At 70.5% G+C, this 21,268-nt stretch carries 16 protein-coding genes and 1 tRNA gene; 10 read left to right on the top strand and 7 right to left on the bottom strand.

The features are described 5' to 3' along the window. Positions 1-82: 82 nt before the first annotated feature. The 9 genes from ABD466_RS00725 to ABD466_RS00685 all read left to right on the top strand — a co-directional run bounded on the left by ABD466_RS00725 (position 83) and on the right by ABD466_RS00685 (position 14,691). On the top strand, positions 83-3,016 hold the full coding sequence (locus ABD466_RS00725; RefSeq protein WP_344654897.1) for a cell wall-binding repeat-containing protein: 2,934 nt from the start codon (positions 83-85) through the stop codon (positions 3,014-3,016). 169 nt (positions 3,017-3,185) lie between these two features. Beyond that, positions 3,186-3,920, top strand: a complete 735-nt coding sequence (locus ABD466_RS00720) for an alpha/beta fold hydrolase (protein WP_344654896.1) — start codon at positions 3,186-3,188, stop codon at positions 3,918-3,920. Positions 3,921-3,989: 69 nt separating this feature from the next. Further along, positions 3,990-6,641, top strand: a complete 2,652-nt coding sequence (locus ABD466_RS00715) for a helix-turn-helix transcriptional regulator (protein ID WP_344654895.1) — start codon at positions 3,990-3,992, stop codon at positions 6,639-6,641. Between the two features lie 114 nt (positions 6,642-6,755). Then, complete coding sequence (locus tag ABD466_RS00710; protein WP_344654894.1) at positions 6,756-7,751, top strand: alpha/beta hydrolase; 996 nt, start codon at positions 6,756-6,758, stop codon at positions 7,749-7,751. A gap of 63 nt (positions 7,752-7,814) precedes the next feature. After that, positions 7,815-8,816 carry an AraC-like ligand-binding domain-containing protein gene (locus tag ABD466_RS00705; protein ID WP_344654893.1) on the top strand — a complete coding sequence of 334 codons (1,002 nt, stop codon included), beginning with the start codon at positions 7,815-7,817 and terminating at the stop codon, positions 8,814-8,816. Continuing rightward, positions 8,813-9,718: a helix-turn-helix domain-containing protein gene (locus tag ABD466_RS00700; RefSeq protein ID WP_344654892.1), complete on the top strand. Its 906-nt coding sequence runs from the start codon at positions 8,813-8,815 to the stop codon at positions 9,716-9,718. Before ABD466_RS00705 ends, ABD466_RS00700 begins: the two co-directional genes overlap by 4 nt. A gap of 42 nt (positions 9,719-9,760) precedes the next feature. Continuing rightward, positions 9,761-10,732, top strand: a complete 972-nt coding sequence (locus ABD466_RS00695; protein WP_344654891.1) for an alpha/beta hydrolase — start codon at positions 9,761-9,763, stop codon at positions 10,730-10,732. Positions 10,733-10,754: 22 nt separating this feature from the next. Then, on the top strand, positions 10,755-11,042 hold the full coding sequence (locus ABD466_RS00690) for a WhiB family transcriptional regulator (RefSeq protein WP_344654890.1): 288 nt from the start codon (positions 10,755-10,757) through the stop codon (positions 11,040-11,042). A gap of 88 nt (positions 11,043-11,130) precedes the next feature. Then, entirely contained in the window at positions 11,131-14,691 is a 3,561-nt protein-coding gene (locus ABD466_RS00685) for a CHAT domain-containing protein (RefSeq protein WP_344654889.1), read from the top strand. On the opposite strand, the gene ABD466_RS00680 is transcribed toward ABD466_RS00685, so the two are convergent. From ABD466_RS00680 to glnII, 3 genes are all read right to left on the bottom strand, one after another. Beyond that, positions 14,670-15,548, bottom strand: coding sequence for a hypothetical protein (locus ABD466_RS00680; RefSeq protein ID WP_344654888.1), 879 nt, complete (start codon positions 15,546-15,548; stop codon positions 14,670-14,672). The genes ABD466_RS00685 and ABD466_RS00680 overlap by 22 nt on opposite strands. A 102-nt stretch (positions 15,549-15,650) precedes the next feature. Next, positions 15,651-17,771: a PIG-L family deacetylase gene (locus tag ABD466_RS00675; RefSeq protein ID WP_344654887.1), complete on the bottom strand. Its 2,121-nt coding sequence runs from the start codon at positions 17,769-17,771 to the stop codon at positions 15,651-15,653. A 173-nt stretch (positions 17,772-17,944) separates the two neighbouring features. Further along, the gene (glnII, locus tag ABD466_RS00670; RefSeq protein WP_344654886.1) at positions 17,945-18,964 is read right to left on the bottom strand and encodes a glutamine synthetase; all 1,020 of its coding nucleotides are present in this window, start codon (positions 18,962-18,964) and stop codon (positions 17,945-17,947) included. Positions 18,965-19,208: 244 nt separating this feature from the next. On the opposite strand from glnII, the gene ABD466_RS00665 reads away from it, so the two are divergent. Beyond that, positions 19,209-19,281 (top strand) — tRNA-Arg (locus ABD466_RS00665). A gap of 99 nt (positions 19,282-19,380) precedes the next feature. On the opposite strand, the gene ABD466_RS00660 is transcribed toward ABD466_RS00665, so the two are convergent. The 4 genes from ABD466_RS00660 to ABD466_RS00645 form a co-directional block, all read right to left on the bottom strand. Further along, positions 19,381-19,629: a tyrosine-type recombinase/integrase gene (locus tag ABD466_RS00660; RefSeq protein ID WP_344655159.1), complete on the bottom strand. Its 249-nt coding sequence runs from the start codon at positions 19,627-19,629 to the stop codon at positions 19,381-19,383. Positions 19,630-19,647: 18 nt separating this feature from the next. Beyond that, the gene (locus ABD466_RS00655; RefSeq protein ID WP_344654885.1) at positions 19,648-20,379 is read right to left on the bottom strand and encodes an integrase core domain-containing protein; all 732 of its coding nucleotides are present in this window, start codon (positions 20,377-20,379) and stop codon (positions 19,648-19,650) included. A gap of 125 nt (positions 20,380-20,504) precedes the next feature. Further along, positions 20,505-20,735: a hypothetical protein gene (locus ABD466_RS00650; protein WP_344654884.1), complete on the bottom strand. Its 231-nt coding sequence runs from the start codon at positions 20,733-20,735 to the stop codon at positions 20,505-20,507. Positions 20,736-20,775: 40 nt separating this feature from the next. Beyond that, complete coding sequence (locus ABD466_RS00645) at positions 20,776-21,006, bottom strand: hypothetical protein (RefSeq protein WP_344654883.1); 231 nt, start codon at positions 21,004-21,006, stop codon at positions 20,776-20,778. Between the last annotated feature and the right edge of the window lie 262 nt (positions 21,007-21,268).

Below are 21,268 nucleotides of genomic sequence, written 5' to 3'. Positions count from 1 at the left end.
GCGCCACCGCTGACACGGCGTCACCGGCCTTCTAGCCTTCCGCCGACAGGAGAGCCGTTCCCTTCGGGAGGTGGGGGAAAGAATGAGAAGTCCTGTTCCACGGATCCGCGCCGCCCTCGTGGCGACGCTGGGTCTGGCGCTCGCCCTGGCGCCGATGACGGCCGCGTCCGCGCGGTCGGAGGCGTTCGCCAGTGCGGGCCCCGCGTGTCCGACCTTCAAGGTCCTGGCGTCCCGGGGCTCCGGCGAGGACGCCGGACCCGGCAAGCCGGTCGGCGCGTTCATCGCGGACCTGCAGAAAACGGCCGCCGCGAGCGCCGGGACGGTCGCGCCGCCCTGGTACAACCCCTACCCGGCGGTCCCGGTGGACCCGTCGGGATGGAAGGGCCTGCTCGTCGACTACGAGTCCTTCGTCGTCCCGCTCGGGCTGCCGATCTACCAGGCCTCGGTGGCCCGCGGCCAGCAACTGCTCAGGAACCAGATCGCGGCCGAGCTGAGCGGTCCGTGCGGCGGGTCCACCCGGCTCATCCTCGCCGGATACAGCCAGGGCGCCGAGACGACCGGCAACGTGTACCAGGGCTTGTCGGCGTCCGACCAGTCCAAGATCTTCGGCATGGTGCTGTTCGGCGACACGCACTTCCTCGGGACGTCGAACTTCGCCTATGGGAACGCCGACCCCAAGCGGAACGGCGTCTTCGGCGCGCGTCCGGAGTTCTCCGGCTCCTCGGACACCCTCTCGTTCTGCCACAACCTCGACCCGATCTGTCAGGGGTTCTTCAAGTTCATCCCGTCCGAGGGGATGTCGCACTTCTCGGATCTGGCCCAGCACCTGAACTACGACACCGTCGGTGACGGTCCGGGGCTGCCCACCTATCCGCAGCTGGCGGCGAACCACTTCGTCCGCGGCGCCGGGCTGAAGCCGCCGACGTCCGCCGCCACACCGCTGGACCTGGTCTTCGTCATCGACTCGACCGGGTCGATGGGCCCGTACCTGTCCGCGGTCACCGCCAACGTGCAGACCATCGTGGACAAGACCCGGGCGGCCAGCCCCGACGTGCGGTTCGCCCTCGTCGACTTCAAGGACACCGACCAGGGCGACCCCTACGCCTCCCGCGTCGACGTGCCCTTCACCACCGACACCGCGGCGCTCGGTTCCGCCGTCGGCGGCATCACGGCGGACGGCGGAGGCGACACGCCCGAGGCGCGGTTCTCCGGCATCATGACGGCGCTCGGCCTGCCGTGGCGCAACGGTGTGCGCAAGGAGATCATCGTCATGAGCGACGCCCCGGGCAAGGACCCGGAGCCGGTGACCGGCTACACCGCGGCCACCGTGATCGACAAGGCGTTCAGCGTCGACCCGGCCGTCGTCGACACCCTCGCGCTGGGCGGCGACCCGTCCGCGGCGTCGTTCGACCCGCAGGTCACCACCAAGACCGGCGGGCACCTGTTCGTCGGCGACACCGGCGGCACCATCGCCGACACCATCATCAAGGCCATCCAGACCACCACGGCCGCACCGGTCGCGGCCATCACCGACCCCGGCTCCGTCGCCGCGGGCGGCCGCTACAGCCTGTCGGCCGGCGGCTCCTTCGACCCGGGCGGCGAGGCCCTGACCTACGCCTGGGACCTCGACGGGTCCGGCACCTACGCGACCACCTCGCACGGTCCGGTCCTGAACGGGATCGCGGCCGGCGCGGTCGGCGACCACAAGGTCGCCCTGCGCGTCACCGACACCGACGGCCTGGTCGGCTTCGCGACCGCCACCGTCCACGTCGTCGACGCGGGTCCGTACACCGGCGTGCCGCAGGCGCCGACCGGCATCTCCGTGACACCGGCCGCCGACCACTCGACGGTCACGGTGTCCTGGAAGCCGGGCGCCGGACCGCCCACCGAGGCGTATCAGGTCTCGACGACCGACGGCGTGCTCCGCGCCGTGGTCCAGCACGGCGGCGCCGCGTCGCTGACGCTGCCCGCCGGCCAGCTGCCGCTGACCCTGCAGATCCAGGCGCTCAACCGCATCGGCCTGGGCGGTGTCGCCGGCCCGGTCTACACCGCGGTGTCCGGCCCCTCGGTCACCAGGATCGCCGGCGCGGACCGGTTCGCCACCGGCATCATGCTGTCCCAGGCGCGCTACCACGCGGGCCAGGCCGGCGCGGTGGTCCTAGCCCGCGGCGACCTGTACCCGGACGCCCTGGCCGGCGTGCCGCTGGCCGCGAAGAAGGGCGGACCGCTGCTGCTCACCTCACCCGCCGTGCTCGACGGCGCGGTGGGCAAGGAGATCCAGCGCGTGCTGCCCACGGGCGGAACGGTCTACGTGCTCGGCGGCGTCAACGCGGTGTCGAAGAACGTTGAGAACTCCCTCACCGGCCTCGGCTACCACGTCGTCCGCTTCGCCGGGGGCGACCGCTTCGCCACCGCCCTGACCGTCGCGCAATCCCCGGACGGCCTGGCCGACCCGTCCCACGTGATCGTCGCGACCGGTCTGAACTACCCGGACGCCCTCGCCGCCGGCCCGCTGGCGGCCGGCCCGTTCGCCGCCCAGCCCGGCCAACCGGCGGCCGTGGTCCTGTCCCAGGACCGGACCCTCGACCCGGCGACGGCGGCCTACCTGAAGGCGAAGGCGGCAGCCGGAGGCCAGAACGTGGCGGCGATCGGCGGCCAAGCCGTCGCCGCGGCCAAGTCCGTGCTCCCGGCCTCCGCCTACCGCCCCCTGTCCGGCGCCGACCGCTACGCGACGGCGGCCTCCGTCGCCGCCCTGTTCGGCACCAGCCCCTCGACAGTGGGGGTCGCCACCGGCATCGCGTTCCCGGACGCCCTGACCGGCGGCGCCTTCATGGCCGCCGCGGGAGGACCCATCCTCCTGACCGATCCGGCGGGCCTGTCCGCCCCGACCGCAGCCTCCCTGACCGCCGACGCGGCCAAGGTCCAAGCGGTCGACGCGTTCGGCGGTGTGCAGGCACTCCCCGACAAGGTGGTGCTGGCCATCGCGATGGCGGTGCACGGGATCGTGCACACCTGAGCGGCGGCTGAGCAGGAAGCGGGTGGCGGTCTCCGGTCGACGGGGGCCGCCACCCGCCCTTTGTGCCCGAGTGCACTTCCGCGCACCGCCCCATGCGCGCACCGTCAGATCGCAGGCGGCACCGCTCCCTAGCGTGATCAGCCAAGGGCCACGTCCGCCTGATCCAACAATGGGGAGAGTCACAGTGTCTGCAACCAACCCGACCGTCGTCCTCGTACACGGTGCGTTCGCCGACGCCGCCAGCTGGGCCGGTGTCATCGGCGAGCTCCAGTCTCAGGGCGTCGCGGTGATCGCGCCGCCGAATCCGCTGCGGGGGCTGGCGGCTGACGCCGCGTACGTGGGCTCGGTGGCGAGCCAGATCGAGGGCCCGGTGGTGCTCGTCGGTCACTCCTACGGCGGCGCGGTCATCACGGTGGCCGGCGCGGCGGAGAACGTGGTGGGCCTTGTCTATGTCGCGGCGTACGTTCCGGAGGAGGGGGAGAGCCTCGGCGAGTTGCAGGAGCGCTTCCCACTGGCGCCGCTGGTCGCCAACCTCACCGAGTGGAAGTACCCGCTTCCCGGTGGCGAGTCGGGAGTCGAGGTGACCATCAACGCTGACGCGTTTCCCTCGATCTTCGCCGCCGACGTGCCCGCGGAGACCACGCAGGTGCTGGCCGCGGCGCAGCGTCCGCTCGCCGTCTCCGCCTTCACCGAGACGGCCTCGACCGCCGCGTGGAAGACCAAGCCCTCGTGGGCCGTGGTCGCCGGCGCGGACAGCGCCATCAACCCCGAGGTCGAGCGCTACGGCGCGCAGCGCGCCGGCGCCACCGTCATCGAGATCGACGGCGCCTCGCACGCCGTCGCCGTCTCGCAGCCGAAGGCGGTCGCGGACGTGATCCTCCAGGCGGTTCGCGCCGCCCGCTGAGCGGGGCGGGCAGCGGCATCGCCCGGGTGCCGTCGCACCCGGGCGATCACACTTGTACAATCTTCAATCATGTCTGGCGATCTCCAGCACATCCTCCGCCGGATCGGGCCGGAAGCGTCCGGGCCCCGGATCCTCCTCCTGCTCGGCGAGGAAGGCATCGGCAAGACCTGGCTTCTGCGGGCGGTCGCCGAACGGTCCGCGGCGGCCGGCACACGAGTGCTTTCCGTGCAGTGCTGGAGCGCCGAGAAGAACGTCGCCTTCGCCGCACTGCGCCGCCTGTTCCCCGTGGTCCCGGACCAGACATCCTCGACCGCATCCGCATCCGAAAGCCCGGAACGGACCCTGATCATCGTCGACGATGTCCAGGACTGCGACCAACCCTCCCTGACCGCACTGTGCTGGCTGGTCCGGTGCACCACCGAACGTCCGGCGTCGATCCTCCTGGCCGCGCGCGGAGACGCGGCCCCCGCCGGCCTGCCTTCCGAGGTGGAGGTCATACGCGTCAACCCGCTGGGCCTGCCCTCGGCCGCGGCACTCCTGGACGCCCAGCCCGATCCTCCCACCGGACGGCCCCGCCTGGAACTCCTGCAGAAGGCCCGGGGCAACCCGTCAGCGCTGCTGGAACTGTGCGGCGACCACACAGCTCACCCGCGTCGTGTCGAGCACGGATTCCAAAGGCGGATCGACGCCTTCCCGCCAGAGACGCGACGCGCCCTCCTCTACGCGGCCACCGCGCTACCAGACGAGGGACTCGCCGCCATCATGGCCGCTCTCGGCACCGACGACCTCAGCATCTGGGCCCCGGCCGAAGCGGCAGGACTCGTCCAGATCGACGGCGGACAGGTGACCTTCCGCCATCCGCTCGGCCGGACCGCCGCGGGCCGCCAGCCGGCCGACCTCCGCTACCGAGCGCACCGCGACCTCGCCGCCGCCGCGACCGCGGCCGGCCGTCCCGCCGCGCACGCCCATCACGCGGCCGCCGCAACGCTGGGCGTCGACGAAGCCGCCGCCCAAGCACTGCGCGCGACAGCCTGGGCAAGCCGCGACACATTCACCGCCGCTCGCGTCCTCGATCAGGCCGCTGATCTCACCGGCGACGCCGACCGCGCCGCCAGTCTCGTCGACGCCCTCCTGGCGGCCGCCGCGGTGGGAGACCTGGACTGGGTCAGGTCGCTCCACGAAACCTTCATCCGTCGCACCACAGACCCGGCCCTGGTATGCCTCGCAGCCTGCGCAGCAGCGGCGACCTTGTCGCTCGCGTCGTACCAGACCGAGGCGCTCGACCTCCTTCTCGAAGCCGCGGACCGGCACAGCGGACTGGCCGACGGACCACTCTCGCTCACCGTGACCACGATCGCCGCCGCCATCGCCCACCAGTCCGGGCTGCCGGAGCACTACCGGCGAGTGCTGGAGAAGTCGGCGCGCGCCGGAACGCTCGAATCCGTCGAAGCCACCACGGTCAACACGGTCAACACGGTCAACACGGTCAACACGGTCACCGATGTTCTGACGCATCTCAACGACGCGGACCTCCGCACCACCTTGACCGCATACGTCTCGGTCATCACGCAGCAAACCGCACCCGCGCAGGTCATCCGCCGCCTCGACCCTCCCCGTCTCGGCACCCTGTCCGAGGATCTCCGCCGTCTCCTCCTCCGCCTCGCCGTCGCCGCAGTGGCCTACCACGCCGACGAACCGGCCACGTCGCTCGCACAGTTCCGCAGAGCCGACACCTATCTCCGTGCTCGAGGCGCCCACGGCGCACGCGCCTGGCTGCTGTCCCCGCTCTTGGACACGTTGCTCGCCACCGGCCGCTGGGCCGAAGCCGAGGCGCTCGCCGCAACCGCCCTCGACCACGCCGCCGTCCTCGGCATGCACCGCGTCGTCTCCGACCTCCGTGCCTTCGACCTGACCCTGCGCGCCGTGCGGGGCGATGCCGACCTGGACGGCACCGCCGCCACGCCCGGTCCCGACGTCGATCTCGCCGAGAACGGCGCGACCCGCTGCCGGTGGGCCCGCGCCCGCGCCACGGCCGCCTTCGACCGCGGCGACTGGTCCGACGCGTACCGTTGGCTCCGCAGCCTGTTCACGCCGGACGGCGAACCGGAACACCCGTACCTCTCCCCGCGCGCGATCGCCGAACTCGCCATCGCAGCCGTCCGGTCGGGCCGGACCCAGGACGCGGCCCGGGTCCTCGAACGAGTCCGCGACCAGCAAGGCGAGCGGCCGACCACCCGCATGACGCTTCTGATGCACCACGCGTCCGCTCTCCTCGATCCCGCCACGGACCAGGAGGCCGGCTTCCAGCTCGCCCTGGTCAACCCGGCGGGCGAGCAGTGGCCGCTGGAACGCGCCCAGACCCGGTTCAGCTACGCCCTCTGGCTGCGCCGGGGACGCCGTACCTCGGAAGCCCGCGAGCAGCTCGCCGCCGCCTTGGAAACCGCCGAGGAGCTGGGATCGGCCGGACTGGCCGCCGCGCTGCGCAGCGAAATGCGCGCCAGCGGAGTCGCCACGGCCCCGGAGCCCTCCGCGGCGCTCTCCACCCTGACTGCTCAGCAACAGCAGATCGTCCGTATGGCCGCGAGCGGCATGTCGAATCGCGAGATCGGTGAACAGCTCTTCCTCTCGCCCCGGACCGTGGGCTCGCACCTGTACAACATCTATCCCAAGCTGGGCGTCAGCAGCCGGCACCAGCTTCGTGATCTCCTGGAAGCCGGATAGGGTCGGCCGGGGCCATCGGACGGATCACCGCGCGGATCACCGGGTGGCGTCGCCGGAACGGCCGATCCCGGAGCGGATGTCGGCAAACCGAGGAAGTGGAAGCAGGTGAGGTGGATGGAACCGGTTGCCCGGGACGACGCCGCTGCTCGCCATGCCTCCTCCACCGCCGTCGTCCTCGATCCGTTGGTGGAGCAGCTGATCGCCGCCTCCGCCAAACCCCCGTCCCTGGACGACCTCGGACCCGCGCTCGGCCGCCGCGCTCTTCAGGAGGCCCAAGCCGACCGTGTCGAGGACTTCGAGGTCGAGGCCGAGTTCCGCGTGGCGCCGACCGGTCCCTTGGGCCTCATGGGTTTCTGGACGTTCCGCCCGAAGGGCGTGCGCGGACCGCTGCCGACGCTGCTCTACGTCCACGGCGGCCGGTGGATGCTCGGCGACGCCCGGACCCACGCACGTCTGGTCAGCGAACTCGTCAAGGGCGCGGGTGTTGTCGCCGTGGTCCCGGAATACAGCCGTACGCCTGAGGCCCGCTACCCGGTGGCCCTGGAGGAGTGCTACACGCTGCTGCTCTGGCTCGTCGAGCAGCAGGAAACGCTGGGTTTGGACAGCAGCCGGCTCGCGGTGGCCGGAGACTGCGCAGGAGCCACCTTGGCCACCGCGCTGACCATGGTCGCGAAGGCCCGCGGCGGCCCGTCCATCGCCGCGCAGCTGTTGTACTACCCGCTCGTCGACGCGAGCTGTGCCAGCGAGTCCCAGCGCCGGTTCGCCAGCGGCTACATGCTGACCCGCAAGGCGCTGCTCCGTTATTGGCGGGAGTACTTGGCGGGCTCCAGCGGCTGGACCGAGCCGACCGCTTCCCCGTTGCGCGCCACGCACGCCGATCTCGCGGGGCTGCCCGCCGCCCTGGTCGTCACCGCGGAAGCCGACATCGCCCGCGACGAGGGCGAGCTTTACGCGCAACGCCTGCGTGAAGCGGGGGTCGCGGCGACCGCGATGCGTTTCCTGGGGACCGTCCACGACTTCGTGTCGCTGAACGCGCTGCGCGACAGCCCGCCGAGCCGGGATGCTCTCCGGTACGGCTCCGACTTCCTCCGGTCGCACCTTTCCCACTAGACCAGTCGTCGACCAGTCGCCCGACGCATGCCTCCACCCCCGCGCGCGGGAGAGGCTGGGGCCATGCTGTCGACACCCCAGGCGGTCCGTGGAGAAGTGATCAGTACCAGCGCCGTGCCGGAGCACGAGAGCCTCGACTACTGGTGTGACGCCGTCATGGCCACGCTCGTCGGCATGGACGTCGACACCGCACAAGGCACCATCGACGGTGAGATCCGCATCGACCGCCTCGGCGATCTGCAGATCAGCACGGTCGCCACCGAGGCCGGGGAGGTGCACCGGGCGCCCAGGTTCATCGCGCGCGGGGACGGCGGCCGCATCTTCGTCGCCGTGCAGAGCAAGGGGACCGCGCAGGTCGAGCAGGACGGCCGCACCACCGAGCTGCGCCCGGGCGACATGGCGTTCTTTGAGAACACGCGCCCGTACCGGACCCGGTTCCCGGAGCGGTTCGTGCTGAAGATCTTCTCCGTGCCCCGCGCTCTTCTCGGGAGAAGCGAAGGTGAGTTGCGACATCTCACCGCCCGGGCCGTGCGCCCCACACACGGGGTCGCAGCGCTGGTCTCCCCGTTCATGGAACATCTGGCGGACGCCTCGACCTCCTATGACGCGCCCGTGGCCGCCCGGCTCGCCCAGAGCATGACCAGCCTGCTCGCCGCCACTGCGGCGGATCAGCTCGGCATCGGGGCGGACGATCTTCCGGGCGCCGAACGGGTACTGCTGTTCCGCATCAAGTCGTTCATCCGCTGGCACCTGTCGGACCCGGACCTCAGTCCGCAGAAGATCGCTTCGGCGCACGGCATCTCCCTGCGCTATCTGCACAAGCTGTTCGCGGACGACGACGAGGGCATGAGCGTCGGACGGTGGATCCGTGAGCAGCGCCTGCGGGAGTGCCGCTCGGAGCTCGCCGCTGGAAGCGGGACGGCGACCCTGGGCCAGGTCGCCCGCCGATGGGGGTTCTCCGGCAGCGCACACTTCGGACGTGTCTTCCGGAGCGTCTACGGCGTTTCTCCGTCGGAGTGGCTTCATGAGCTCAACGAGCCGATCGCGATCGGCAGGGCCGCGTGACCACGCCGCAGATCGCTTGGCACGGCGGCGTGCGGGTCGTCACCGACGAGAGCGGGCCGGCGGTGACCGTGCGCAGTGCCCGTGACATCGCAGCGGACGGGGACCGGCACATGGCGGCCCGGCTCCAGACCGGGGGAGAGGTGTCGCTCCTCCAGGACGGTCGGTCGGTCCGAGTGCCGGCCGGATCGCTGGTCCTCTACGACACCGGGCGACCGTTCAAGATCGTCATGCCGGAGCGGCAGCGGGCTCACATCCTCGCCGTGCCGCGGGCGCTTCTGCGGCAAGAGGAATCAGTGCTGCGGAGCATCACCCCGATGGTGATCGCGCCGGAGACCGCCGATGACGGCGAAGGCACGACGGCCGGTCTGACAGCGCTGGCGACCGCCATGCTCGAGGAGCTCATCGTCGCCGAACCGCCGGTGCGCGAGCATCTCGCCCGTGCGGTGGCGGACGTCGTCGGCAGCCTGGTGGCGGAGCACGTCGGCAGTCGGCGCCGAGCCGCTGAACCACGCGAGCTGCTCTGGCGGCGCGTCACAGGGTTCGTCGAACAGAACCTCGGCGATCCGGAGCTGAGCCCGCAGCGCATCGCGGACCGGCACCACATCTCGGTGCGCTACCTGCAGGTGCTGTTCCAGCAGCAGGGGACGACGGTCAACGGCTGGGTGCGCGAGCGCCGGCTGGAGGCCGCGAGCCGGGACCTCGTCCGTTCGGGCGCGCACCGCCGATCGGTGGCCGCGATCGCGGCGCGTTGGGGCTTCACCAACCCGTCCCACTTCAGCCGCGCGTTCCGCGAGGCGTTCGGCGCTTCCCCAATGCAGTGGCGCGACGGCGCCCATAGCCGTGCACGAATAGGCGACTCCCAGTGCGGCGAGGGAAAAGTCGGACCGACCGCCGCCGCCTAGCGTGAGTTCCGGTAAGGATCCTCATCCACCTGGGAGACCACGATGTCCGAGAACGTTTCCGTCCCGCCGGTCCTGGAACCCGAGGCGCAGGCCTTCGTCGAGGCCACGGCGAACCCGCCGTACCTGTTCGACCTGGAGCCGGCCGAGGGCCGCAAGGCCGTCGACGAGGTCCAGTCCGGCGACATCGCCAAGCCCGCCGTCGACGACGAGTGGATCACCGTGCCCGGCGGCCCGACCGGATCGGTTCAGGCGCGGATCGTCAAGCCGGCCGGTGCGACCGGCCCGCTGCCCGTGATCCTGTACATCCACGGCGCCGGCTGGGTGTTCGGCAACGCCCACACCCACGACCGCCTGGTCCGCGAGCTGGCCGTCGGCGCGGGCGCCGCAGTCGTGTTCCCCGAGTACTCGCTGTCGCCGGAGGCGAAGTACCCGGTCGCGATCGAGCAGAACTACACCGTGGCGCGGTGGATCGTCACCGACGGCGCGGCCCAGGGCCTGGACGCGACCCGCCTGGCGGTGGCCGGCGACTCCGTCGGCGGCAACATGAGCGCGGCTCTGACCCTGATGGCCAAGGAGCGCGGCGATGTGCCGCTGGTGCAGCAGGTGCTCTTCTACCCGGTGACCGACGCCAGCTTCGACACCGGCTCCTACCACCAGTTCGCCACCGGCTATTTCCTGCGCCGCGACGGCATGCAGTGGTTCTGGGACCAGTACACGACCGACCCGGCGCAGCGCGCCGAGATCACCGCCTCGCCGCTGCGCGCCACCACCGAGCAGCTCACCGGCCTCCCGCCGGCGCTGGTCATCACCGGCGAGGCCGACGTGCTGCGCGACGAGGGCGAGGCGTACGCGAACAAGCTCCGTGCCGCCGGCGTCGCGGTGACCGCGGTCCGGTTCCAGGGCATCGTCCACGACTTCGTCATGCTCAACACCCTGCGCTCCACGCAGGCCGCCCAGGGCGCCATCACCCTGGCCGTGCAGACGCTGCGCGCCGCGTTGCACCCCGACGCCTGAGCATGCCCGGCCGGCCATAGCCATGAAACTGTTGTCAGCCAGACCGCTGCTCGACGAATGGGAATGGCAGGCGCGGGCGGCCTGCCGCGGCATGGACGCTTCGGTGTTCTTCTCCCCGCCCTTCGAACGCGGAGACGCTCGCCGTCGTCGCGAAGAACGCGCCCAAGCCATCTGCCGCGGATGTCCCGTCCAGGGCTCGTGCGCGGCGTTCGCCACGAGCACCGGCCAGGCCTTCGGCGTCTGGGGCGGCCTCACCGAAGCCGACCGCGGCCATACCCGCCGACCGACGAGGTCAACGAGCAGCTGCTGAAGTTTCTCGCATAGCCTCCGTTCCTCCGAACCGCCCCGCCTGTCCGACAGATATAAGACGTCTGCGCCAGGCGGTGGAAGGTGGAGTCATGGACGACCGGGAGGCCGCGGGTCTACGGGGCGAGGCACGTCAGCTGCTGTCCGAGGCCGCGGCCTTCGTCGTCGCCACGAAGTTGGACGCGGAGGAGAGCGCCGTCGACGCCGACGGCGCTCAGGGCGCCGCCGCCGTCCACCGTGCCGGCGTGGAGCCAGCCGACCTGGACCGGATGCTCGACGAGGTGGCCGGCCTCGAAGCGCGCATGAGCGCGGCCCTGCCCGACGACGACGCGGTTCTGGGCCGCGTGCGCGTGACGCTCGGCGCGCTGTACGCGACGCGCTGCCTGCGCTTCGGCTGGACTGCCGAAGACCGGGCGGAGGCCGTACGCCTGCTGCGGAAGGCCCGCGCCCAAGGCCACCTGCTCGCCGAGGACGACGCGTCCGTGATGCTGCTCTTCGCGGTGCTGCTCCTGCCTCGGGAGACCGTCGTCGCCCCTCCGGCGCCCCTGGGCGTGCTGGCCCCCATCCTCGGAATCGCCAGGCAGTTGCAGGAGGGCGGCCGGCTGGTGGCCGACCTGCACGAGATGCACGAGCTCCTCGACGAGATCGTCGTCGTGCGGCCGGACGACCCGCGCATCCCGCCGCTGATGGCGTTCGCCGAGACGTTGAGCCGGATCCTGGGTCTGGTCACGGAGGTGGCGAGCGGCCGGACCGTCCCGATGACCCGGCTCGGCGAACTGATCTCCGGGATGCCGACGGCGCCCTCCGGACAGATCGGGTCGATCCTCGGCACCTTGATGGACTACGGCGAGAGCCTGGAGGCCCACCAGGCCCGGCGCCCACCGAGCCCGGCCTCCGAGCCGCCGACGCCGGAAGCGCCCGCGAAGGTCGACCAGACCGTCTGGGACGACCTGGCGATGATCGTCGAGATGTCCGCCCCCGGAGCCATGAGCGCCGAGGAGCTGACCGCGCTGATCGAGCGCTACGAGGCCGACACGGCGGACGAGGCCCGGAGCCTGGGCGTCGCCACGCTCGGACGCCTCACCGTGGCGATGCGGACGAACGATCTCCAGGAGACGGGCAAGGCGCTGCGGAACGTGCGCGCCATGGCGGACGCCCCCGACTCGGAGCACATGTCCTGGCTGCTCCGAGCCGTGTTCCCCGGCGTCCTGGCGGCCTCGGCGGCTTCGCACGGCAACCGGCAGGACGCGGTGAAAGCGGTCGAGCTCCTGCGCGGATGGCCGCGGATGCCCGATGACGGCGAGCCGCCCACCCACGAATTCGGGTTCGACGACCTCGGCATCGGCCGCTCGATGCTCGACCACCATCTGCGTTTCTTCCAAGCATGGGACCTCGACGACACTCCAGCCCTCGAGAACCTGCTCGAGGAATTGACCGAGGTCGCCGACACGGCCGATCCGGCGACGGAATGGCACTTCCTCATCCCGCTTCAACTCGCCATCGCCGAGATCAGCCTCGCGGTCCGGAGGCAGGACACCGATCTGCTGCTCCGAGCGAAGGCACACATGCGCAGCGCACTCGAAGGGCCGGTACCGGCAGCGGGACGTCCACTCATGGAAGCCGCGTGGTCGTCCGTGCTGATGGTCGCGGCCGTACTCGAAGGCCGGCCGGCTGATCTCGCCCAGGCCACGGCACTCGCCCGCGACGCGTGGCCGTCGGCGCCCGCGCCACACGACCAACGCGTCGCCGCCCACGCCAGCATCGCGGCCGGCTTCATGGCGCAGTATCACCTCGCCGAGGGGCCCGCTCGGTCCGAGGCGCTGCGCGAAGCGATCCAGGAACTCGAGCAGGCGGCGGCCGCCATCACCGAACGCACAGCCCCGGACTTCCGCAGCCGGGTCCTCTGGGCTCTGGCGGAGGCATACCGCACCCGCCGTGACGCCGGTCTGGACGACAACGTCCGCGCGGTCGCGCTGACACTCGACTCGCTGCGCGTGATAGCCGAGGACGTGCTGCTCCAACTCGGGACGGAGCACGGACTCCAGTCGGCTCGGTCCGGCGCCAGCCGCGGGCTGCAAGCCGCCGGGTGGGCGCTGGACGAGGACCGTGTCGAGGCGGCCGTCGAGGGCCTCGAACTCGGGCGTGCACTGGTGTTGCGGGCTGCTGCCGCGGCCGGGACGGTACCGGACCGTCTCCGCGGCGTCGGAGCGGCGGAGCTGGCGGAAGCATGGGAGAACGCCCAAGTCCGTACCTCCGCCGACGACCACTTCAGCCTGCCCAGCGAATTGCGTCGGCGCGCGCTGGACACGCTGCGCGAGCAGGAGGCGTCGCTCGCCGTCGATTCGCGGTCGCACGGTATGTTCGCCACGCCGGACCTCGCCCAGATCGCCGATGCGCTCGATCGGGCCGGCCTCGACGCCCTGGTATATCTGCTTCCTGACAGTGACAGCTCAGAAGGCAGAGTTCTGATCATCCGCCGCGACGGCGCCCATCACACTCTCCCACTGCCCGGATTCTCCGCAGAAGGGCCGGGGCCTTTCGGCAGGTACCTCGACCACTCGGCGCGGCGCTCCCCGTGGCCGCACCGTGACGCCGATCCGGCTTTCGATGTCGCACCTCGCTGGGAACAGTCTCTCGACGAGCTGTGCGACCGGGCCGGAGCCGCGGTCCTGGACCCGCTCATCCACATCCTCCCCATCGATCCCACACCGGAAGCGCCGGGACGCGTCGTGCTCGTCCCCTGCGGAACGTTGGGAATCGTGCCGTGGCACGCCGCGAGACTCTCCACCGCGCCGTCGGACGTCGGGATGGACCGGCCGGTCCGCGCCTGCGACCTGCTCGTCGTGTCCTACGCGGCGTCGGCGGGCGAACTGCTGCGCTCCCTGGGCCGGGAGCGGGAGCCGTACGACACCGATCCGGTCCTGGTCGTGGATCCGAGCAGGACCCTGCGATACCCGGGCGCCGAGGCGGCCGCCATCCGGAGCGCTTATCTGCCGCACGCCCGGCTGCTGGGCTCGATCGAGGGTCACGAGACCGCCGGGCCGGGGACTCCCGCGGAAATCCTCGCGCTGCTGACCGGCGACGAAGGCAAGCCGCCCGCGTCCATGGTGCAGATCAGCGCACACGGGTCCGCCAGCACCCGCCCGACGACCTCACGGATCCGCCTGGCGACTCCGCCTCCATCCGCATCCGTGTCCGCGCCCACCGCCCCGCCGCGCTCGGCCCAAGTCGGTCCGGAATACCTCACCGTGGCCGAGATCCTGGACGCCCCACGCCCCGCCCAGGCCGGACGGTTCACCCCACTTGTCGTCCTCGACTGCTGCGAGACGGACCTGAGCAGCCGCGACCACGACGAGGCCCTGACCCTCACGACGGCGTTCGTGGCCCGCGGCGCGGCCGACGTGATCGGCTCCCGCTGGGCCATCAACGACTGGTCGACCGCGGTGTGCATGGTCGTGTTCCACCACTACCTCGCCACGGACGGCCTCACCCCCGCCGAAGCCCTCCGGGCCGCCCAACGCTGGATGCTCGGACCCGACCGCGAGCCGATCCCCGCCCTGACAGGCGCCCCCGGCCTTCACCGCGCCGGCATCGCCTTGCACACCGTCGCCGCCTGGGCCCCCTTCATCCATCAGGGCAACGCGGACGCGTAATCGCTGTACCGGACCCGGCCAACGGGACTCGCCAGGATCGCGTCGGACACGACGGAGGGAATCGGAGCCCACCGGGCGGGCATCTCCGCCGCCAGCGCGGGGTTCAGCGTGTAGATGAGGCAGAAGTTGACCAGCCACAGCGCCGGGGCCATCGACATGCCGACCTGCACAGAGGTCGCCCCCTTGGTGTTGGTCACCAGCTGCGCCTTGCCCGAGATCGCCTGCGACACGAAGCCGTAGGCGGCCTCGATGGGGTACACCGACCTGTAGAGCATGATCAGCGTGTCGGTGGCCCCGTTCGCCCGCATCCACCGGCCCATATAGCCGCCCGGCTCGATGACCCTGTTGACCAGCCGCGTCGGCGCGGTCTTATAAGCCGGACTCTCCAGCCACCCGTCCTTCGTCACGAAGAGCCCATAGCTGGCCAGGACCGTGGGCGTGAGCACGCCGTCGATGACGGAGTACAGCGGGTGCCCTGTGGTGTTGGTGAGGATCCGCACGCTCGCGTCCACCAGCGCCGCAGCCCCGGGATCGCCCCCGATACCGCCACCCGAGATGAACTCCTGGTACTGCTGCTGACTGAACGTCCTCGCCTTGTCCAGTCGCAGCTGTACAGCAAGCGCATCGGCTGCCTGCTGCCCGATCGCCTGGTTGACCTGCTCAGCGGAAGTGACTTCGGTCGGGGCGAAGGACACGTATCGGGCCGGCCCCGTGAACGGAATCGAGAACCCCGTGTCCGAACCGGCCCGGAGCACCGCCCCCGCTCCACTCGCCTGCGTCCCCACCGCGCTGAGCAGGAACGATCCCGCCAACACGACGGCAGCGGCCTTGAACCTTCTGACGTACCAACGGGTCATGCAAGGACTGTGAACCCAGCACGCCGCCGCCACCGTGCCAACACGCCGTCAGCCGCCGTGCCCTCACCCCTACGGTCGAGCAGATCTCCCCGCGTCCCCCGGCTACGCCACCCGCCAAGCGCTCCACCCAAGCGTTCGCGGCGGATCATCGGCATCGATCCGCGCCGTATAGAGCGCACCATCCGGTCCGACAGCCGCCACGACCACCACGCCCCGCGCATCCACCGCCAACGCCGGCCGCTGAATCGGCCCGGGACCGCCGAGCCACCGCCGCACCCCGTCCTTCCGATCCACGGACGGCTGCCACACCGTCTCCACCAGCCCACGGCGTCCGCGCTGGGCCATGAACGCCCCGTTCCGGTGCGGTTGCAGCGCCATCACGCCGAAGCCGCCTGTTCCCCCGAGCCCCGTAGCCGTCCGATCCCAGGAACTGCCCCTGCCAGGCGGTCGCGAGCGGACGGTGAGCTCGCCAGTATCCGACAGCCGCGCGGCCAGAAGAGCACCGCCGTCACTCCGGCCGCGCACCGTCGGCGGGTCGCCGAGCGGCGGCAGGACAGTACGGGTGGCCTGGGGAACGCCGTCGCGGCCCACCGACCAGCTCCAGAACGCGTGGCCGTTCGCGAACAGCTCGACGTCACCCGTGGGAGTGACGATCGCGGTCAGGCCGTCACGCACCCGGTGCCCGCCTATGTCGCGCCAGTCGCTCCAGGCGGAACCCGGCACGGTGAGATCGCGGCGCCGCCACGACACCGCGTTGTCGGCGTTGCGGACGAAGACGTGCAGCACGCCGTGCCCGTCCACGATCGCGGTCGGACAGCCGACGGCGCAGGCGTCCTTCGTCCGTACCCCGATCGGGGTACCGAGGCCGGCCCAGGGCTGGAACGTGCCGTCGGGGCGTTCGCTCGTCACGACCACTTCGTGCCTCCACGTCCCCCGATCGGGGTCGGTGACCGCGCGCAGCCCGACGAGGTGGGCACGCCCCGCGACGTCGACCGCCACCGACAGGTGCGGGGTCAGCGCGGAAGCGGTGTTCTGCGCGACATGCCCGCCTGGCCTGGGCCTACCGGCCGCACCCGCCATGTCCGCCCGGACGCTCTCCACGCCGACCGCCGTACCGAACCGCCCACTCCCAGCCGCCGTCTCCCGCCACACAACCGCCCGTCCGCCGACCACCGCGAACGCCCGGAGCCGGCCCGCCGCGTCGAGCCGCAGCCAGTCGGTCGTGCCCGGATGCCGCAAGTTCGTGCTCTGCATCCAGCCCGGGCGGGCCGCGTTGCCGCCGACCGTCGCATCACCACAACCGACCGGGTCCGCGCACCGCCGCCGATCGGCCCAGCCGTAGACGCCGAGCAGCTTCAGCTTCTCGCGACGACTGGGGCCGCCCAGGTTGTGACGCCAGCGGGCGTTGCCGTAACCGATGTAGGAGTCCAGGCCGACCTCGGAAGGACCGCGGCGCGCGCGGTGGTCGGCGTACGCCGCATAGGCGAACCAGGCGGTCGCCGTATGGTCCTCGTTGTCGGTATGCACACCGGAGTCGGTGGCCCAGGCCCGTTCCTGCGGGCCGGCGCCGCGCCGCTCGGGGTCCGGGTCGAGGGTGCGGACCACGGTCGGGGCGAAGCGGTCCATGAGGTCGGTGAGCGTGCCGACCAGCTGGTCGCGGGTATAGACGCCGCCGCTGATCGCATCCTCGTCCGGGCGCAGGACCGGGCGGGTGGTCTGCGTCCCGTGGTAGAGCGCGGCCAAGGGCGTGTAGTTCTCGTCACCCGGGTTGGTACCCCAGTAGCCACCCATCGAGATGTCGAGGAACACCAGCCGGACCAGCGGATTCCCGCGCAGCTCACAGAGAGTGGCTTCACCCCCACGAGTGACCAGCGCGGTGATCCGCCAGGGATCGTCCTCGTCCCCGCCGGCCATGCGGGCGTACGCGGAACGCAAACCGTGCTGCCGGGCCGCCGCGAACCGGGCCCCACCCCCCGCCTCCGCCGCGGTCAGCACCACAGTGGTCAGCTCACCACCGGTCCGCACGGAGTCGGAGATGTCGGGGTTCATGAAGTACAGATCATCGTCCGGGTGGGCCACCACCTGCAGGAACGAAACGCGGCCGGCGAGGCGGGCGGGACGCGCGAGACGCTCGGCCGAGACCGCCCCGTCGGCCCCGAGCGTGCCGGCCGCGAGCACTCCCATCCCGAGCAGCCCGAGCTGCCGGCGCGACACGTTGGGCACCTGGACTCCCCGTCGACTGATTTCCCCGCGAACGATAAGCGTGACGCGCGTGTCAGCTCGCAGGTTGCTCGGGTGAGTCACTCGTCACGGCGACGAACGGTCCTCCATTGGGATGAGTCGCACAGCGCAACGCCCCCGACCCGTCAGGATCGGGGGCGCGAACGCCTGGGCGGTCAGACCTGCCCGGCCTTCTCCAGCGCGGTGCAGCACGTGTCAACGATGAGCCGCGTCACCACATACGGGTCGATGTTCGCGTTCGGCCGCCGGTCCTCGATGTAGCCCTTCTTGTCCACCTCGACCTGCCACGGAATCCGCACCGACGAACCACGGTTCGAAACACCGTAGCTGTACTCACTCCACGGCGCCGTCTCGTGCAACCCAGTGAGGCGGTCCTCGATACCGGCACCGTAAGCACGCACGTGCACGGCAGGCTTGTCCCCGTCACCCAGCGCCTCACACGCGGTGATGATCGGGTCATAACCCTCACGCATCGCCTTGGTGGAGAAGTTGGTGTGCGCGCCCGCACCATTCCAGTCCCCCCGCTGCGGCTTCGCGTCGAAGGAGACGGTCACCCCGAACTCCTCACCCGTCCGCAGCAGCAGGTACCGCGCCACCCACAGATGATCGGCAACCTCCAGCGTCCCCGCCGGCCCGACCTGGAACTCCCACTGCCCCGGCATCACCTCACCATTGATGCCGGAAATCTTCAGCCCCGCAGCCAGGCAGTAGTCGAGATGCTTCTCCACCACCTCACGCCCAAAGACCACACCAGCACCAGCCCCGCAGTAGTACGGCCCCTGCGGCGCCGGAAACCCACCCTCAGGAAACCCGAGCGGCCGCCCATCCCGGAAGAGCGTGTACTCCTGCTCGATCCCGAACCACGCCTCCTGCTCCGCGAACCGCTCCGCGACCTCCCGCGCCTCAGCCCGGTTGTTCGACTCATGCGGAGTGAAGTCGATGTTCTCCACCTCACACAGCACCAACACTGCATCCCCACCCCGAATGGGATCCGGACACGTGAAAACAGGCCTCAAAACCCGATCCGAAGACCGCCCCTCAGCCTGCGCCGTGGAAGACCCGTCAAACCCCCACACCGGCGGCTCCACCCCATCCGCCAGAACCCGCGTCTTGGACCGCAACCCAGCCGTAGGCCGCACCCCATCGACCCAGATGTACTCCGCCTTGTAGACCATCCCGAGCCTCCACTCGTAGCACCAGCACCACCGAGCCGGCCCACCAGACCCGCGCCCACACCGCAGCATCACCACCCCCCGAGTCCCCCCCGTTTCACCCGTGTTAACAGAACATCAACTGACCCACGATCACCCCCCGACAACCCACCGTGACCAAAACACCCCACCTGACCTGCCCCGACGCCCCCCGCGAATACCGATTTTCGACGAACGCCACCTGGCGTGTACTATCGACGTGTCGCAAGCGCGCGTAGCTCAACGGATAGAGCATCTGACTACGGATCAGAAGGTTAGGGGTTCGAATCCCTTCGTGCGCACTCATGTTAGGCACATGAACCGCAGGTCAAAGCCCCTCCACCATCGCAAGTGGAGGGGCTTTTGCGTGCCCCATTCCTGGGCTGGTCTCACTTCTTGTCTCAGCCGGGGTCTTCCTCGGTCCCTTCCGCGTCAGCCGGTTCGGGCTCTGCGTCGCCCTTCTCAGGCTCCATCAGGCCGACCAGGAAGCCGTCGATCCGGTCCGCCAGCGAGCGGCGCATGCGATCGGTGACGTGCCCGTATCGCTCGATCATCTGAGGGCTCGACCAACCCATTTGGTCCATCACGACGCGGGAGGAGACTTCCAGCAGGATCAGCACCGTTGCGGCCGTGTGGCGGGCATCGTGCAGCCTGAGGGTGCCGATAACCTATGCGACCTGCTGATATTCGTGGAGCAGCCCTCCGGCGCGATCACGCCGTCGGACCCGGAACTCCTCGAGATCGACCACGTTGTCCGGCCGCAGACGCATCGGCGCGGCCTGGTCAAGGGAGCGGTGCGGGCGGTGCCCGTTGTAATGGTCCTCGTACTCACGCAGCAGCCGCAGCAGATGTTCGAGGTTCCAGATCAGGGTCCGGTCCGTCAGCTCCGCGCTTAGGCTGCGGAACCAGCGTTCCATGATCGCGTTCTGGCGGGGTGCCCGTATGCCGGTGCGGATCACATCGATGCCGGCGGCAGTGAACACCGCGTCGAACGCCGCACCGAACGAGGCGTCCCGGTCGTGGATCAGATACTTCGCCCTCGCTCCGGCGTCATCCAGGTCCATCAGCACATTCCGGGCCTGCTGGGTGACCCAGTCCGCCGTCGGATGGAAGGTGGCGCCCAGCACCCGGACCCGACGGGCCGCGTGCTCGGTCACCGCCAGCACGTACGCCTTCGACCCGTCCAACAAGTCGACCACCACGAAGTCACAAGCGATGATCGCCTCGGCCTGCGAGCGAAGGAACGCAGCCCAGCTCGGACCGGCATCTCGGGTCGGGGCTGGCTCGACACCGGCGGCCTTCAGGATCTCCCACACTGTGGAGGCGGCGATTTTGATGCCCGGGCCGGCCAGCTCGCCGTGGATCCTGCGATAGCCCCAACCGGGATTCTCCCTGGCCATCCGCAGTACCAGAGCCTTGATGTTCCGATGCGTCGGCGGACGGCCCGCACGACGCCGCGAACGCCTCGCCCAGCGCCGCCGCAGCAGGTCCCGGTGCCAACGCAGCAGCGTTGCCGGCGTAACGATCAGCCGGAGCCGCGGCACACGATCAGTGGGCAACAACCTCGCAGCAACACCAGCCACGCCCGATCGGTCCAGGTCAGCTTCCGCGCAACGCGCGGATCACGGCGCTGTGCGACAGCAAGCTGATGCCGCAGCATCAAAATCTCCACGTCTTTCGCCGCCGAATCCCGCCCCGCCAGCCACAGCCACGCGAACAACCGAGTCACGACCAGGTAGACCAGCTTCAACCCCACGACGCGGCATCATCCCGGCTCGCAGCAATAATCGGCACCCTCAGGTGAACAGCCGGTGTGCGCGAAGGTGCTTGGGCAGTAGCCGGATCAGCGCCGCGAACAGCGCGCGGTCGGCCCAGTCCAGACGTGGCTTCGGATTGACCCGGCGCAGCACCGCAACCTCATGGCGCAACACGAGTAGCTCCACGTCCTTAGCCGCGCTACTGCGACCCAACAACACCAGCCACGAGGCTATCCGACAGAACAGAAGGTAGATCAGACGCGCGGACACAACCATTCATCATCCGGCATCGGGCGCCAGCATGGGAGTATTCGCGCAGGTGAAACCCCCTAGCGGGGTTTTTGAACCCCGCAGGCAGATCTGCACCCACCGCTCCATCACCGAGTTCATCCGCGGCATGCGGATCCCACTGAGCACGACCTGGATCCCGGCCTGCGCAAGGGCCTCATCGAAAAACGGTGGGAACGAGATAGGTCAGACGAAGCAGCACAACCGGCCATCATGCCCGAGACGTCACCCAGACCACAGCACG

This window comes from Catenulispora subtropica (assembly GCF_039531675.1).
GTDB classification, from domain to species: domain Bacteria; phylum Actinomycetota; class Actinomycetes; order Streptomycetales; family Catenulisporaceae; genus Catenulispora; species Catenulispora subtropica.
Note: the sequence above shows the minus strand (reverse complement) of the source record. Positions and strands in the feature narration are given on the sequence as shown.